This window comes from Paenibacillus liaoningensis, assembly GCF_059609455.1.
In genome coordinates this window covers 149,120-166,752 of the sequence record NZ_JCAALU010000009.1, presented here as the reverse complement: position 1 = coordinate 166,752, position 17,633 = coordinate 149,120, and the positions used below count along the sequence as shown (strand labels likewise).

The 17,633-nt window shown below is 51.1% G+C and carries 12 protein-coding genes; all 12 read right to left on the bottom strand.

Annotated features, from left to right (window positions below):
• Positions 1-130 precede the first annotated feature (130 nt).
• Positions 131-1,108: a LacI family DNA-binding transcriptional regulator gene (locus AC6B99_RS15195; protein WP_056036814.1), complete on the bottom strand. Its 978-nt coding sequence runs from the start codon at positions 1,106-1,108 to the stop codon at positions 131-133.
• A 255-nt stretch (positions 1,109-1,363) separates the two neighbouring features.
• A complete protein-coding gene (gene murA, locus AC6B99_RS15190; protein ID WP_056036811.1) occupies positions 1,364-2,800 on the bottom strand; it encodes a UDP-N-acetylglucosamine 1-carboxyvinyltransferase in 1,437 nt (478 codons plus the stop codon).
• Between the two features lie 311 nt (positions 2,801-3,111).
• Entirely contained in the window at positions 3,112-3,378 is a 267-nt protein-coding gene (locus AC6B99_RS15185; RefSeq protein ID WP_496663641.1) for a DUF1146 domain-containing protein, read from the bottom strand.
• A gap of 69 nt (positions 3,379-3,447) precedes the next feature.
• Positions 3,448-5,988: a S8 family peptidase gene (locus AC6B99_RS15180; protein WP_496663640.1), complete on the bottom strand. Its 2,541-nt coding sequence runs from the start codon at positions 5,986-5,988 to the stop codon at positions 3,448-3,450.
• Positions 5,989-6,405: 417 nt separating this feature from the next.
• Positions 6,406-7,920, bottom strand: coding sequence for an NADH-quinone oxidoreductase subunit N (locus AC6B99_RS15175; protein WP_496663639.1), 1,515 nt, complete (start codon positions 7,918-7,920; stop codon positions 6,406-6,408).
• 4 nt (positions 7,921-7,924) lie between these two features.
• On the bottom strand, positions 7,925-9,562 hold the full coding sequence (locus tag AC6B99_RS15170) for a complex I subunit 4 family protein (RefSeq protein ID WP_496663638.1): 1,638 nt from the start codon (positions 9,560-9,562) through the stop codon (positions 7,925-7,927).
• 1 nt (position 9,563) lies between these two features.
• Positions 9,564-11,429, bottom strand: coding sequence for an NADH-quinone oxidoreductase subunit 5 family protein (locus tag AC6B99_RS15165; protein WP_056036797.1), 1,866 nt, complete (start codon positions 11,427-11,429; stop codon positions 9,564-9,566).
• Positions 11,430-11,456: 27 nt separating this feature from the next.
• Positions 11,457-12,113 carry an NADH-quinone oxidoreductase subunit K gene (locus tag AC6B99_RS15160; RefSeq protein WP_056036794.1) on the bottom strand — a complete coding sequence of 219 codons (657 nt, stop codon included), beginning with the start codon at positions 12,111-12,113 and terminating at the stop codon, positions 11,457-11,459.
• 338 nt (positions 12,114-12,451) lie between these two features.
• A complete protein-coding gene (locus AC6B99_RS15155; RefSeq protein WP_494882400.1) occupies positions 12,452-14,680 on the bottom strand; it encodes a methyl-accepting chemotaxis protein in 2,229 nt (742 codons plus the stop codon).
• A 235-nt stretch (positions 14,681-14,915) separates the two neighbouring features.
• Positions 14,916-15,701, bottom strand: coding sequence for a tyrosine-protein phosphatase (locus AC6B99_RS15150; protein WP_056036787.1), 786 nt, complete (start codon positions 15,699-15,701; stop codon positions 14,916-14,918).
• Positions 15,702-15,788: 87 nt separating this feature from the next.
• Entirely contained in the window at positions 15,789-16,187 is a 399-nt protein-coding gene (locus AC6B99_RS15145) for a F0F1 ATP synthase subunit epsilon (protein ID WP_046231330.1), read from the bottom strand.
• Positions 16,188-16,211: 24 nt separating this feature from the next.
• Positions 16,212-17,615 (bottom strand): F0F1 ATP synthase subunit beta, encoded by a 1,404-nt coding sequence (gene atpD, locus AC6B99_RS15140; protein ID WP_046231329.1) that lies wholly within the window; start codon positions 17,613-17,615, stop codon positions 16,212-16,214.
• Between the last annotated feature and the right edge of the window lie 18 nt (positions 17,616-17,633).

The following is a 17,633-nucleotide window of genomic DNA, read 5'->3' as shown; positions in this document are numbered from 1 at the left end:
ATTTATAAACCGCTTTCATAACGTATTATAGTCGGTGTCAAAAAATATGTCAATCGTTTGACATGTCAAACGATTGACATTCAATAATAAAAATAAAAATCCCTTGCTGTATAAGGGATTTCAGCTGTTCCTAAGTCGTCAGGCGCTCCACCAGCTCGACATCCAAAACATACCGGTGCTCCAGCGGCTCATCGTTCATTTGCCGGATGATTGAATCAACCGCGATCCGCCCGATTTCGGCAATCGGCTGGCGAATCGTCGTTAGCGCCGGCGTTATCCAATTGGCCGCGCTCACATCATCATAGCCTACTATTTTGATCTGCTCCGGAATAGACTTGTCCGCCTTGCGGCATTCCTTCACCGCGAAGGAAGCGATAATATCGCTTGTCGCAAACAAACCATCGATATCAGGATGCTCCGCGAACAGACGGCTCATAATCTGCTCGTACTGCTGCTCGTCGAATACGTTCATATCCGTCTGGATGATAATTGGCTCAATCTCATTTTCCGCCATCACGTCACGAAAGGCAGCCGTTCGCTGGTTCGCCAGCAGCTGAAGCTCTAAATTCCCGCAAATATGCGCAATTTTTCTGCACCCTTTGTCTACAAGCAGCTGTGCCGCGAGCCTGCCACCCTCGTAATTGTCCGATGAAATAAACGGGATTTCCTCGCTAATCTGCCGGTCTATCGTCACAATCGGGGAATGCAGCTCCTTGTACTCCTTAACCTCAAGCGTATGGCTGCCCATAATAATGCCGTCTACCCGGTTGCGCTTGAGCATATCGATGTATTCCTTCTCCTTCACAGGATCAAGATGCGAGTTGCAGAGCATAATTTTATAGCCGTTCTCGTAGGCATAACGTTCAACATAGCTGGCCAGCTCAGCGAAGAAAGGATGCGCCACATTTGGAATAATGAGCCCGATCACATTGGACTGCTTGCGCAGCAAAGAACGCGCCAGCTCGTTCGGCTGATAATTCAGCTCCTTCATCGTCTGGAACACCTTATTGCGAGTCGTCTCGCTAATATACCCCCTGTTGTTTAATACGCGGGAGACCGTCGTAACCGATACTTTCGCCTTCTTCGCGACATCATGAATAGTAGCCATAAAATCTCCTTCTCATTATCCAGAAAGTTATACGCTTACAAATTATGCTTTCATCATACCACACGAAAACAATCTTTATATTTAAAATGCAAACGGCGCTGCCCGTTATGGATGGCAACGCTCGTATAACGGAGAAAATAGAAACGCGGGTACAAAAGAGCAGCTTATAAGGCTTTAATTTCAAAAAAAGAGCCGTTCACATCGCCCCATCCGGCGCGTCTGCAAACAGCTCTGCTCTTATGCTTATTAAAATGGTTACGCCCAAGTAGGCTGAACCTTCAAAACCGTTGCTTCCTTCTCACGCTTGAAGCTTGAAGCCGAATCCAGCTCAACTGCTGCGATAACAGCGGCCGTTTCCTTCGCTTGTTCTACAGCAGCGACCACTTTAGCTTGAAGTACATTTTCCACAACAGCCGCCTGCTTCTCTTCCTCCTCCGCTTCAACGCGGTGAATAAGCGCTCCAAGCGAAGCCAGTTTGCCTGTAATATCTACATAACCGCGATCTACGTGGTGGATACCCGTTACTTCCGTCTCGCCATCAGCACGCAATGCTGCACAGATCAAGGCTGCTCCTGCACGCAGGTCCGTCGCACATACTTTCGCGCCAGTTAGCGGCATATTTCCGCTAACGATAGCGGAACGGCCTTCGATCTTAATATGTGCATTCATCTTCTGGAATTCTTCCACATGCATGAAGCGATTCTCAAATACCGTTTCGGTTACGACCGACGTACCCTCGGATACGAGCAGCAGCGCCATCATTTGCGATTGCATATCCGTCGGGAAGCCCGGGTGCGGCAACGTCTTCACGTCTACCGATTTCAGCGGATGGTCCGCTTTAACCCGAATGCCGTTATCCGACTCCAGCACCTCCACGCCCATCTCTTGCAGCTTGGAAATGACCGGTGTCAAATGATCGCCAATTGCTCCTTCTACAAACACGTCGCCGCCTGTAATCGCTGCAGCAATCATATAAGTGCCCGCTTCTACACGGTCAGGAATAACATGATGCGTCACACCGTGCAAGCTTTCAACGCCTTCGATGCGAATGAGGCCTGTGCCTGCGCCGCGAACCTTCGCGCCCATCGCATTCAAATAATTAGCGAGGTCGACGATTTCCGGTTCCTTTGCAGCATTTTCAAGCAGTGTTGTGCCTTCTGCGAGTGCAGCAGCCATCATAATGTTCTCAGTAGCGCCTACGCTTGCTACATCGAGATATATTTTTGCGCCCTTGAGACGCGTGCTTGTGCTTGCTTCAATGAAGCCGTGTCCGAGCGTAATTTCCGCTCCCATCGCTTCGAAGCCTTTCAAATGCTGATCAATCGGACGTGTTCCAATCGCGCAGCCGCCCGGAAGCGAAATACGCACCTTGCCAATCCGTGCAAGCAGTGGTCCCATAACAAGGAAGGAAGCACGCATTTTGCGAATCAGCTCATAAGGCGCCTCGTAAGAAGCAATCGTTCCCGCCGAAATTCTCATTGTTGTATCTTGATACGATATCGTTGCGCCTAATGATGCCAATACCTTCTGTATAGTCATGACATCGTCGAGGAGGGGAACGTCACAGATGACGCTGTCTCCTTCCGTCGCAAGTAAAGAGGCTGCTAGAATGGGGAGTACTGCATTTTTTGCACCGCTGACACGTACCGTTCCCGATAAACGCTTGCCTCCGCGGACGATAATTTTGGTCATCTTATGGTTCCCTCCGCGAACTGAATTTCTGTCTCTCGCTTTAAAATTATTGTTTAAAAGTGAAAAATTCCCGTCTTAATCCAAACTCCATATTAACACTTATCTACACTAATCGACAAGCTTTAAATTTCCATGTAACCGCAGCATTTAAAGCAGCCCGATCCTGACCCTAACATCCTATGCTGAACGATGCTTTTAGGTGTTGCCCTGCCTGATACTGGAACAAAATTCCCGCACTTGTATAGCGTTCGGAAGCAGGCGGGATTTTAAGTCCGTCATGTACTACCCATTGTTAACATATTCCGCTCTCGTTATTCGACAAAACTCTTCAGCATTGTCGTCCAAGACCAGTAATCCAAAATGAAGCTGGCAAAAGCGTGCCCAAGTATGATCGCAAGAACCGCCTGAAACATGCGAGCCTTGGGGCTGCGGGGAAACGCAAAAAACGCTTCCCATTTCAGCTCCTGCATAATAAACCATATAAGTACAATGCTAACGAGCGTTACAACGATGGAGAACAGCCCCGTTACTCCTGTGGCTGTCTGCATATTGTTCAACATATCCTGAGTCAAACCCATCTGTGCTCCAGCTGCCTCCTTTTTTTCGCCTTAAGTTCCGGTATGCCGCTTGATTGCTCATTTACTCAACTACTGCACGAGCAGCCGCTCTTTTGCAAATGGCTCTCCACTGCTTTCCACGGCAGGGTCCTCCACTTTAAACATGCGGCGTGCTTCATTGCCTCCCGCTTCGCTGGCCGGAAGCTGTTGCTCTGCAATCCCAGGAGCGCTGGCAAAGGCCGTTTTGACCGTTACCTTGAAACGGTAATATTGCTTGTCGAAGGGCTCATTGGCTGTCAGTTTAAAATAATAAACGCCCGCAGGAAGCCGCTTGTTTTTCACATCCAGCTTGCCTGTGCTGCCTGTTTTCTGTGAAAAAAGCTGCTGCTGCTTTTTATCGTATGCTATGACTTGCATTACCTTTCCTGAAGGAACATTAAACACTTGCAAATCAATTTGGCTCGCTCGGGTGAGGCGCAGCTGGAACCAATCGACATCGGTGCTGCTGTCAATGACCCCTACATATTCTGTGCCGCTGCGTATGCTCAAGCCTTCGTAATATTGATTATTCGGCTCATTGGGATCATCGTATTTCGGCACATAATTGATTTTCAGCGTATATTGCCCAATGACGGAGCTGGCCTCAGACGAAATAGCATTATGCACACGAATATAATATTTCCCGGGTGTTACTGTCAATGTTGGCGATATTTCTGCCTGGCCCTCCGACTCCTCATCATAGGTTCGAAGCGACTGTCCGGCCCGCTGAACGGCAAGGCCTGGGTCGATTCGCGCCGTATTCCCCTCCAAGGCAAGCCGCAGCGTGCCGCTTTGCTTGAAGGTAATCGCATACCAGTCGCGATCCGCCTTCTGATGGAAATTGCCCACTACCGTCTGGCTGCGCGGCGACAAAGCGAACGCTTCGTATGTCTGGTTATTCGATTCATAAGCATCAGGTTTCATAATAAAAGAGGAGTCCAGCAAATAGGGCTGACGGGTCCCGTTATCGCTGTTCATGAACTGGACGCCTATTTTTTGCGTCCCTTTCTTTACCGTGAACTCGGCATTGCCGCTGGCAAGCTTCGTCGTATAAGTATTTTTCTGGACACCGTTCACATAATGCAGCAGCCGAATAGGGGGAATTGCAGCCCCTGATTCAGTCAGTGATTGGTACTTCATCGTGAGCTTGCCGTCATATGGCGCCTCCACGGTATACCAGTCGATATCCTTGCCCGTATTGAGTACGGCAGATATTTGCTTATTCAAGGGGAGAAAGGCAGCTGTGCCCCTCGTATCATTCGGCTCAAAACCATCTGCTATAAGAGGTGTGCTCAGCGCTTTATCGATTTGCAGCAGCCCATAGCCTGTGCGATTATCGAAGCCCGACTCGCCAATGTTGCGCGTCGTTTGGCGCAGCAGCTCCCTTACTTGATACGTTTTGAGCTTCGGATAACGGGCCCAGATGAGTGCCGCCGCTGCTGCTACCTGAGGTGCGGCCATCGACGTGCCCTCTTCCTTCTTGTAGCTACCGCCTAGCGCTGTCGTATAAACGTTCCAAGCTGCTGACAAATCCAGCTCCGTACCGGGATTCGAACGCAAATCTGGCGAACTGTCCGCTTTTACGCCGCCAACTGCCAGCACCGTCGAATAGGCGGCGGGGTATTTTACAGCTGCCATACTTCCGAGCGTCTGTCCATCATTGCCCGCTGCTGCTACCAGCAGCACCCCTTTGCTCTCTGCATAATTTACAATGTCCTGCATATAAGGAGAATAACGATATAATCCCACAGAGAGCACGACGATCTTGGCCTGCTTGCGCACCGCGTACAAAATCGCTTCGCCCAAATCCTGCTCTGTCCCATCGCCATTATGATCAAGCGCTTTAATCGGCATCAGCTTCGCCTTCCACAAAATGCCGGATACGCCAATGCCATTGTTGCCGGAAGCGGCAATTACTCCGGCCACGCTTGTCCCGTGGCCGTTATTGTCCTCAGGCGGCGTATCCGTGTCGATTAAGTTGATGCCGGGGACTAGATTTTTTTTGAGATCGGGATGGTCGAGATCGATGCCCGTATCGACAATCGCGATCGTCAGCGCGGTTTGCTCGCGCACGGTTTTCCAAGCGGCTAGCGCGCCGATCTGCTTGAGATAGCTTTGCTTCGCAAGCTCGGGATCGCTGGCCGCCGCTGCCTTCGCGGCGGCGGCTGTGAGGGCTGAGGCCTCGCCGTAGGCAGCCTCGGCTGGAGGGCTGTCGTCCGCCTGCTGTGCGGCGGACAGCTCTAAGGCGTGTACCCGTCCATTCGGGTACACGTATTCGACGCCCGGCGTGCTTCGCAGCCGGCGCAGCCATGCTTCGACGTCCGCCGATGCTTCGGCCGGACGTACGACATCGACCGCCGCCTCAGCCTGGCGGCGGATCACGAGCGTCCCGCGCAGCTCAGCTGCTTGCGCGGGGTCGCTCCATTTGAGGAGCCAGCTTTGCGGCGGCTCCTCTTTAGCACTTGAGGCGGCGTCAATGCGCTCCGCCGCCCAAGGCTCTGCGGCGGATACAACGCCGCAAAGCAACATAACCGCCAGCAGCGCAGCAAGCTGGCGGCGCAAACTGCGGAACCTACCATGATTAAACTTCATGTTATTTATTCTGCCTTTGCATTCGTATTTTTCTAGAGCTTTTTATTCTTGCTTTACATTCGTACTTAACATTCGTACCTTATCATCCGCACTTGGCATTCGTAATTACCATTCGTGTAATTCTCGCATTTACATCCGCACTTAACTTCCGCACTTACATTCGTACTTAATTCCGTTTACTTACCCCTACCTACATCATCACTTGGCTTATATTCCCTCGTACCTTATTCTGTCGCTTGCCATTGTATCTGCTAACTCTCTCATTCGCATACCGTTGTATCTGCTAACTCTCCCATTAACTTTCGCGCTTGGAGCAGGCTTGTCCTTGTTCCGGCATAAGATAGCGACCAAAGGCCCAGCTTTCTGATGCCATATTGTTTTCTTACCCTATTGGGTTCCTTCCAATCAGGGTGGTGTTTACTTCATCAGCAAGCCTGGGAACAAGCCCAACACGACAAGTCCGACGGCGCAAATAGCAATGCCTAAAGATGCAGCAAGCGGAAGCGAAAGCGCACGCTCGTCGCTGCCCGTTCTCATGAACATTTGCCGGATGAAGCCAAAATAAGCATACGCGGCAACGAGGCTGCATGCGGCCATGACGCCCAGCAGCCAATATGCCTCTGCCGCAGCGCTGCCCAGCCATATATACACTTTGGCAAAAAAACCACCCGTTAGCGGCAGGCCTGCAAGCGACAGCACGAAAACAGCCATCGCTGCCGCAAGCCAAGGCGACCGATGATACAAACCAGCCAGTCCGCTGAGCTTTCCATGCCCTGTCGCTTCCCGAACAGCTGCCAAAATAGCTGCAGCTCCAAACATCGCCAGCATATACACAGCGAATTGATAGCCGAGCGGTGCGAATAAACTGCTATGAGCGGGTGCAAGACTAAGTGCGACCGGAACAAGCAAATAGCCGCTGTTGATGACGCTCGCCCAGCCTAATAGGTTAGCAGCCTGCTTTTGCCTCAGCATCGCGACTGTGCCCCAAGCAATTTGGCAGGCCGCAATCGCCTGCAAGCCGATATAGGCGCTGTTTAAACCCAATAGCTGGACTATCTCCGTTTCATGGAGCAGATGATACAATGCAGCCGCGGCTGCGCCTTGGCCTGCTACCACCAGAAACATCGCGCCAGCCGTATAAGGAAAGCCCGTGTTTTTACCATTCTCGTTGGACATCCAAATGCTAAATGGCAGAGCCGCCACTTTTACGCCCAAACCGCATGCCATTAGCAAAATGGCCAAGTATACAAGCGAAGCATACGACTGCATATCAGAAATGGATGCCCGAATAGCAGCTAAGTCCATATCGCCAGTCAAGCCATAAATATAAGACATGCCGAACAGCAGCAGGGCAGTTCCAACGCCAGAACGGGCCGAGAAGCGCACTGCCGGGCGCTCAGGCCGAGACAAATGCTTATGCCGCTTGTTCAACGTAGTCAAAACCAGGCTCAATGCCGCCAAACTAAATAGCTCAATTCCCATATAGAGCGTAATAAGATTGGAAGGCGCAAGCAGCAAACGTATGCCAAGCAGCGCAGCAGGAATATATAAATAATCGTTAATACGCTGCTCCCGCTCTTCTCCCAGACTGAGCAGCACCACTACGATAGCTCCCGCAATTGCCAGCAAAAACATGAAGCTTTCCGCATTCAAGCCCAGATAGGGGATTCCCGCGACTCCGCCTGACTGTCTGCCCTTGGCAATCGCTATCGCCGCTTCTGTGCCGTTCGCTGCCATCCGCCATAAGGCCGCTGTAAATACGACGACCAGCCATGGCAGTGTCAACCAGCCTGACGCCAATCCCGCTTGGTGCCACAAGCGAAACCGGAGGCCAGCAGCAAGTGTAATCAGCAGCAAAAGGAGGAGCAGCTCAGGAATTAGCTGCACCGTACCTAACCAAAACTGCGATCCCAGCGCTTCACTATTTGTCATGAGCTTATCCCTCCATCCTGCCTGCCAGCAATTGACTATAAAGCCCCGTAATGCTTTGCTGCACCGTATCGGTCAAAAATGACGGGAAGCAGCCGAGCAGCACGATAAAAGCAAGCAATATAATCATCGGTGCCGCCTCAATAAGGCGGGCATCCTTGAAAGCCGCATGCCGCTCATCAATCGGCCCGAAGCTTACGCTCAGCAGGCCTCGCAGCATATAAGCGGCAGTGAGTACGATTCCCGGTATTGCGGCAGCAGCGAGCCATGGCAGCGAATCGAATAAGCCGAGCAGCGACAGTAAAATCCCGGGAAAGCCAGCCAAGCCGGGAATGCCGATAAGCGACAACCCCGCGGCCATGAGTATGCCGCAAATAAACGGAAGCGAGCGGGCCAAGCCGCCAAGCTCGGAAATTGCCGTTGTTTTAGCTCTCTCCTGCAAGCTGCCGACAACGAGCCATATCAGGGCAAAGCATAAGCTGCCCGCCATGAGCTGAAAGATCGTCCCCTGCAGCCCTGTCTCGTTAAAGGCGGCAATGCCAAGCCAAATGAATCCCATTTGGCTAAGCGAGGCATAAGCAAGCAGCTGCCTCATATCCGTCTGGCGCAGAGCCAGCAAAGCTCCGTACAGAAGCTGAATAATACCGAGAACAGCGAGAGCCGGGGCCATTTTCTCCGCTTGCTCTGGAAACAAAAATACGCCATAGCGCAGCAGTCCATACGCCCCGGCAGCCGGAAGCAGACCCGAAATAATCATCACGACCGGTATTGGTGCGCTGGCCTGCGCTTTCATCAGCCATGTATGAAATGGCAGAAGCGGCATAAACAACCCGAAGCCGATGAGCTGCAAAATAAACAGCGCCATCTTCCCACCTTCGGACAATGGCGCTGCGGCAGCCGCTCTCACATCCGGCACCTCTTGGCTCATTGCCGTCTCTCCTGCAAGCAGTCCACGGGCGATTCCGCCGTATCCTCCGCTGTATACCGCCTGGAGCTGCTCGCCAGCCTTTTCAACACGAAGGCCCGCCGTACAGGTCAAAATGAGAAATACGACAAGCAACAGCATAGAACCTAGCCCTGCCCCAGCCAATAGCCGATTCGCCGTCCGCTCACCGTCCGGATTGCCCCATATGCCCAGCAGAAAATAAAGCGCGACCAGCGCGGCCTGTAAAAATACGATAAACAGCAAAACATCCCTGGCGATAAAAAGCCCCAGCAGTGAAGCTTCCAGCCACAGCAGCCAAAAATAAAACGCTTTGCGCCGCTTCCTAAGCTGAACAGCAGTTACAGCAGCGAGCCCCGTCACCAGCGCGGCGGCAAGCAGCAACGGCAGCGAGAGCCCGTCTACCGCAACCGTGTAGGAAAAGGATAATTTTGCTTCGCTATATACTTGTCCCACAGTTGAAGCAAAAGGGAGCGGGACCTCAATCCACGGATACTGCTCCGTATAAGCGCCGCCCCCTTGCTGTTGATTAAATGTCGCATATAAAAAAGCGGCGAAAAGCAGCGGAAGCAGTGCCGCAAGCACGGCAAGCGTCTGCATCGCTCTTCCTTGACCGGATGGCGTGAGCAGGATAAGCAGCATGCCGGCAGCAGGGGCCAGCCACATTAAAGACAAAAGCGGCAGCTCTGTCAAAAATGCCATTTTACCACTCCCCCTTTGCAGCCATGATGATGATCGTGATGACCAGTCCAAAAATGATCGCTAGTCCCATTCCTCGAATCGTACTGCGAAGGCTCCAGCTAACAGCCAGCCTCCCCATCGCATACAACAGTCGAGCCGCCAGCTGGAGCGGCATGCCCATCGCATGTTCAATCGCCGCTAATGCCTCACCAGCAGCGGCAAACGGCTGCTTGATCGCACTCGCTTTGCCTGCTGCCCATCCAGCAGAAGCATCCTTCAGCTGATTTGGGTCAGAGCGCATCGCGCTCGCCTCACGTTTGTTTTTCAGCCATCCGAGCCAAGCGCCGCCTATAAGGATTGCAGTAGCGGCCAGCATTAATCCTAAGGACATATTGCCTTGCGCGCCAACCGCTTCCCCATCGAGCCATCGTTCAGGCAAGCTGCCCCAGACCAATTGAAAGAAGCTTGAAAGGACAACGATCGCGGCAAGCGCAATTACCGAATAGCTCATAAGGCGCGAACGCTTATGGCCTTGATCAAGCACGGCCGTTGCAGTTGAACGCGGCTTCCCTTCAAATATAAGAAAATACATGCGGGACATGTAAGCCGCGGTCAAAAGCAGTACAAGCATCATCGCAGCCAGCCACAATAGATGCCGCTCTGATGCTTCCGCCCAAATCGACTGCTGCAGCCAAAAGCCCGTGAGCGGGGGAATGCCGCATAAAGCCAGGCCGCCAATGAAAAACGTCCACGCTGCAAGCGGCATTTGCTTGCGCAAACCACCCATGCTCCCTATATCCGCTGTTCCAACTGCCTTCAATAGTTGACCTGCTGCCAGTACAAGCAGCGTTTTGCAAATTGCATGGACCAGCACATAAAGCATGCTGCTTGTGGCGGCCCCTAGGGCGAGCGAAAGCTGAACGATACCTAGCTGGCTGATCGTCGAATAGATCAATATTTTCTTCACATTCCGCTCCATTAGCGCCCTTGCAGCAGCATAGAGCGCTGTCGCAGCGCCAATATAGAGCGCTGCGTCCGTTACGGCTGGAGCCGATTGGAAGATTTCTGTCGTTTTGGACAGAAGCAGCGCTCCTGTCATCATGCCTGCTCCTTGCAGCAGCGCGCTCGCTGGAGCAGGAGCCTGCTCAGCACTGCTCAGCCAAGCGTAGAGCGGAAACTGCGCAGCCATTCCTGCCGCCGCAAGCAGCAGCAAGCTTGCGATCAATGCCGTTATATTTTTCGCAATCGCACCAGATTGCCCTTCAAATACGTTATGTATAGCAGCAAAATCAAGCGCATGCTCCGGCATAAACCAGAACAGCATCAGCGTTGCAAGCAGCAATCCCGCACTCGCTAAACGCATCATTATAAAAGCTTTCTTGGCAGCCGCACGCGCCGCGCTCTTCGCGTACCAGAAACCAAACAATAAAAATAGACTAACGGAGGCAAGCTCCCAGAACAAATAAAACGCCAGTACGTTATCTGCGAGAGTTAGTGCCAGCAGCGAGAAGGTGAATAAGGACATATAACTGTAGAACACCGTCAAGCGTTCATCCTTCTTCATATAACCAGCGGCATAAATATGAACCAATACGCTCAGCAAGCTGACACCTACCAGCAGCAGTGCGCTCATACTGGTAACCTCAAATCCAATTCGCAGCGTAAGGCGATCTATCGAAATCCAGTTAAAGCTATCATTATAATCGACTGCCCTATAGCGGAATCGCTCAATCCATACCAGAAGCGACAACAGCAGCGAGGCAGCAGCGCCTCCTGTTCCAACCCAGGCGCCAGCAGAATGAGACCCTCGGCCAAGCGCCAGCAGGATCAAAAAAGAAGCTAGCGGCAGCAGCGGAATAAGAAAAGCAGCCTCAGCATACATTTGCATCTGCTACGATCACCTCCTGTTTAACTATTATTCATGATTAGAGGTGGTGGAGTCTCGTTTGTATAATACAATTAATACGGCCGCTCCAATTGAAGCCTGCGCGAAAAAAACTACCAAAGGAAGCGTTCGAAGCCCTTCTGCTATTCCTTGCACATATAAGCTTAAAGCAGCAATGTTCAACTGGGCTCCGCATAAAATGATACTTACACACAACAAGGCCACCAATGAATTTCTTTTGACAATTGCCCCGTACACACCAATAGCCATCAGCGTCGCCGCCGTCATCAAATGGGCAGGGAGCAGCGGCATTTCTTCGCCAGAATAGGGCATCTTAACAATGACACACATCAGAATAGCGAGCAAAAACGGAATGCCTGCAGCAGCTGCCATTTCCCGGGAAGCGATTCCAATCGACCGGTTATGCCGGCCTATTTCCGAATGCCTCCTAATTTCTGACCCTAGCAAAATTCCCATTGTTCCCACATATAGAAGTGCCTGAAAAAGCGCAATCAGACCGGCATCCAGCCGGACGAGCAGCCCTGAATTTCCAATAATCGTCAACACTACGCCCAGAGCCAGCCTAGGCAGCATTCTGGCATGAATCATAATGATAGAGCCCGTCACAACAAGGGCCGAATAAAGGAAGAACGCGGTTGTTTCTGCCGTAAACCATCCATTAAACAATGAACCGCACTCTCCCTCTCCTAAGTTTAACACAAAAGGACCGAGCTAATCATAAGCGTCGGTCCTTGTAAAAAAAGGGATTTGCCTCGCCAATGCATGCCTGCTTAACCTGGCGTTATCGTCCCTTTGGCGTCACCTTCAACTATCCGATGAAAAAGGGTTGAATTTTGCTGCTTTTCTAATCTAATAATAGTTACAATTATAACAAATGCTCCCACTACCGTCTATGATGGAGTTTTAGGTGCACCCCTAGCAAAAAGGCCTGCCAAACCGCTGGAAACCGCGATTCGCAAGCCTTTTTCCACTCTACTATTCTGTTATTGGGACGCTCTGGGCCACTATCTGACTCTAGACTCTGTTAATTTGAATTGGCCCACGAGCTGTTGAAGCAGCATTGTAATAGATTCGACATTCGTTGAGGTATGGCGAACGTTGTCCATCTCCACAATCAACTCCTGCACTTGTCCTTCCACATCAGAGGAAACCGAGCGGTTTTGCAAGCTGACTTCGGCAATTTGCTCCATCAGTTTTACCACTTCCTCTACAACCTGCGTTTTGCGCTGATCGTCCGCCTGCGCCGATTGAAGTGTGCGGGCTGCTGCAGCAACGAGATCAGTACCCTCTTCTACAACCTTCGTACCCTCGTCCATTGAATGATAAGCCTGCTCGGCTTCTGAATAAATTTGCCGCGTAATGCCGTGCACTTCCTCTGTCGATTTCTTCGTCAACTCCGCCAGCTTGCGGATTTCGGAAGCAACGACCGCGAAGCCTCGGCCCTGCTCACCAACACGCGCCGCTTCAATAGAAGCATTAAGTGCCAGCAAATTGGTTTGCGACGATATCTCCTCAATCACTTGAAGCACATCGCGAATTTCTTCAACCGTCTTCATGAACTTGCGAATCGTACCGTTCGTATCTTCTACCTTGGTGGAAATATGCTGCATCTTCTCCCCAATGCGGCCAACCTCGCTTTGCGCCACCGCAATTTGCTCGGCCGCTTGGCGCTCCAGTACAGATAGCGTATCGCGCATTTCACCCGCAGCATTTTTTGCCTTGTCGATATCCTTCAACTGGTGACGAATGCTGCCAATCATATGGCCCACCTTGCTGCCTACACGCTCCGTTGACAAGGCGGTATGGGCAGACGACTCATTCATGACGGACTGGCTGCTCAGCACCTCGGCAGCGGTGAGCTTCACCTGCAGCATAATGCCTTCGAGTGAATCGATCATATTGTTAATCCATTTTGCCAGCTCCTGCGTCTCGTCGCAATCGAACTCTTTCGTCGATAGCCGCTGGGTCAAATCACCTTTCCCCTCGGCATTAATGCGAATAAATCGGTTGATCCGCTCTAGATGCCCAGTTACCCGCTGCGATTCCTTGCGCTGCACCGACATCGCAAACAAAACACCGAACAGCAAATTAAATCCGCCAAGCACAGCTGCTGCTCCCCATAGCGGCATATAACCGATGACTAGAGAAGCAAGCAGAAACGTTAGAACGCTTTGCAGCAGCGCTGCATACATTTGCAGCTTGCGCTGCCGCCAGCCAATACTGCGCAGCCGATACACCTCTTCCAGATCGCCCTCGCACATCATCCCCCATAGATCAGGGCAATGCGGCATTCGGAAGGTGACGCCTTTGCCGATGACGGCAATATGGCGATAGTCCGAGTAGCCAGGAAACTGAACGAACAAATTGCTGCCATTGCGAATGGTTCCTGCGACGCCAGGATGCAGCTCTCCCGTTGCTGGATCGGTAAAAACAATTTCCAACTCGGTATGCTCCTTAATCGACACGGTACCCCAGTCTGTCGTTACGCCATCCTTTAAATTTTCGCCATGGGTGAACGTACGGTCCTCAAAGCGGCTGCGGGATAACGCTGTACCGGGTACGATATTACGCTGCAAACTAGGCTCGGCCATAAACAAATAATTATCGCCCGAATCCGGATATACATGTCCTGACTCGCGCTGGATCAAATCGCCCAGCACATCATTAGGCACTCTCCCGCATAAGGTGCCGACACGGCTGCCATTCACAAGCAGCGGCTGCATGAACATAATTGTCATTTTGTCGTGAAAAGAGGAGGTTCGGGCCCCTAGCTTGAGTGTAATTCCGTCTTCGTAAGGACCAAAAAAACAGCGTTTGCCTGCTGAATCGCCTTTTTGGGAAAACTGCATGCCCGGAGACAGCGCGCTGCCCTCTCCATAATGTGTGCCTATATGTGTGGGATAGGTGGAGTGAGCTACATGATTGTGGTTGTCTAGGAGGAACAGCTCCGTAAAATCCATACCCCTCGCATAGGATCGTTCGAGCAAAGGAGCTATCCACTTCTGCTGTTCTTTAGAGAATGCAGCAGCTTGCAATGCGGATAGGCCATCCGATAATTGATTCGACAGGCGCTCCATATGCCCCCAATACTCATCCGCCCATTGCAGCAGCAGCTCTTTGCGAGTATCTGCAACACCTTCGAAAATGTGCTCGACATCTTCCTTAATGCCAGAATTGAGCTTCCATGATACCCACAGTGGAAACCCCGTCCTTGTACCTAGCCAATCAAACATACGCACTCCCCCTATGCCCTTCCTTAATTTTCTTGTATGTAAAGTATATTAACATACATTTGAACCGTTTTCCTAGGAGAATGTTAGCTTTTATAACCAAAAATGTTGATTTAAATGTGATATGAGTGAAAAAAAACCAATCATCTGTACGAATTCCGTACAATTGATTGGTTTACTCATTAAATTGAATGATTAGTTCAAAAGGCTCATTTGATATGGATAAACGAAAATCCGCTTATTTCTTGAAAAAAGCTTTCAAAGCTTGCCAGCGGTTTGCCACTGCCCCGCCTTGCCACTCTGGTGCATCAGCAAGAGCATCGCCCCTTAACAGCGAAGCAGCATTTTGCTGAAAATAGTCCGACCACTCCGTGCCCATAACTTTCTGTATCCGGTCATAAGCTTCCTTCAACCTAAATCCTCTGCGCTCCACATGATGCGCATCAGAGGACACAAGATGAATGAGGCCCGCTTCACACAGCTTCCATGAAGCCCGCTCTACCGTCTTGCCGAAAGCGCCAAGCAAGGAATGGCTCGTCACTTGGCCAAATGCCCCCAAACGAACAAGCTCTGCCAGCCGCTCAGGCTGCTGAATGATGGCTGCGTTCCGCTCTGGATGAGCGATAACCACATGAATGCCAAGCAGTCCAAGCTCATAGACGGTCTGCTCCGTATTTTTCGGAATATGGGAGGATGGCAGCTCCAGCAGCATGTAGGATGAACCCGCTAGCGTCAGCAAGCTTCCTTCCTGAAAGTGGTCGAGCAGCTCCCGGTGCAGCCGAACCTCCTGACCGGCATGTACGACAATCGGAATATTCAGCTCCTGAAGTTGCTTATTGAGCGTACGGGTCAGCTCTTCTACAACTTGAGCCGGATTCACATAACGACCGTTATGGTGATGGGGGGTAGCGATAATGGTTCTGATTCCCTCGGCAGCAGCCGCTCTTGCCAGCGCAAGCGAATCCTCCAGGCGGGCCGCACCATCATCAATACCGGGAAGAATATGTGTATGAATATCAATCATAGTGGGGGCTCCTCTCCTGCTTTTTCATTTACAAAAAACACCGCTAACGCCTCTTACAGGACATTAACGGTGTTTGGGTATCAATTATTATTTTTGCGCTGTGCCAATACGGTTCATTGCACGCTGCAAAGCAAGCTCCGCGCGGCGGAAATCGATCTCATCGCGTTTGGCAGACAGAAGCTGCTCAGCGCGTGCTTTCGCTGCCTTCGCACGATCAAGATCAATATCGGTCGCAAGCTCGGCGCTTTCCGCCAAAATAACGATTTTATCTTTACGAACCTCGATAAAACCACCATTTACAGCAATAACATCAACTTTTCCATCGCGCTTGATTACAACTGGTGCAATACGAAGCTGTGTTACGAGCGGAATGTGGTTTGGCAAAATACCAAGCTCACCTTCAACACCTTTCACACTAATCATATTCGCATTCTCCGCGTACACTTTACGCTCAGGAGTAACGACTTCTACCAAAAAGGTACTCATGTGGATTCCTCCCGCCTTTCGCTACTACAGCGTTTTGGCTTTCTCCACGGCCTCTTCAATCACACCTACATACCGGAAAGCTTCTTCCGGAAGGTCGTCATGTTTGCCCTCGAGAATTTCTTTGAAGCTGCGCACGGATTCTTTAACTGGTACATATTTACCTTTAATGCCTGTGAAAGGCTCGGCAACGTGGAACGGCTGGGACAAGAAGAGTTGAATTTTACGTGCGCGAGCAACGGTCAATTTATCTTCCTCGGACAGCTCATCCATACCAAGAATCGCGATAATATCTTGAAGCTCTTTATAACGCTGAAGAATTTTCTTAACGCCTTGAGCTACATTGTAATGCTCTTCGCCAAGAATATCCGGGCTAAGGATACGGGAAGATGAAGCAAGTGGATCTACCGCTGGGAAAATACCCATCTCGGAAATTTTACGCTCAAGGTTAGTCGTTGCATCCAAGTGGGCAAACGTCGTAGCTGGAGCTGGATCCGTATAGTCATCGGCAGGTACGTAGATCGCTTGGATCGATGTAACCGAGCCTTTTTTCGTTGAAGTAATACGCTCTTGCAGTTGACCCATTTCAGTTGCCAGCGTTGGCTGGTAACCTACTGCGGAAGGCATACGGCCTAGAAGGGCCGAAACCTCGGAGCCTGCTTGTGTGAAACGGAAGATGTTATCGACGAACAGAAGCACGTCTTTGCCTTCCTCATCACGGAAATATTCAGCCATTGTCAGACCCGTTAGAGCTACACGCTGACGTGCGCCTGGCGGCTCGTTCATTTGTCCGAATACCATTGCTGTTTTGCTAAGTACGCCGGAGTCTTTCATCTCGTGGTACAAGTCATTACCCTCACGCGTACGCTCACCAACACCTGCGAATACGGAAATACCGCCGTGCTCTTGTGCGATGTTGTTGATCAGCTCTTGAATCGTTACCGTTTTACCTACGCCCGCGCCGCCGAAGAGACCGATTTTACCGCCTTTTGCGTATGGTGCCAGCAAGTCGATAACTTTAATTCCTGTTTCGAGAATTTCCGATTGTGTCGACAATTCGTCGAAAGCAGGAGCTTCACGGTGAATAGGAAGATTGATTGAAGAAGTAGCATCGCCAGCTTCATCGATCGGTTGTCCTAGTACGTTAAATACACGGCCGAGTGTTGGAGCGCCAACTGGAATCGTGATTGGAGCGCCAGTATCAATGGCTTCAGTACCGCGTACAAGACCGTCCGTTGTGCTCATTGCTACAGCACGAACTTTATTGTCACCGAGGTGAACAGCGACTTCAAGCGTCAGATTAATATCTACACCGCCATTTTCGCCCTTCTTCTCGATTTTGACAGCGTTCAAAATTTCCGGCAGGTTGCCGCGTTCGAACTCTAGATCGACGACCGGACCCATGACGGATACAACGCGTCCTTTTTTCATGGTATTCCCTCCTGGTTC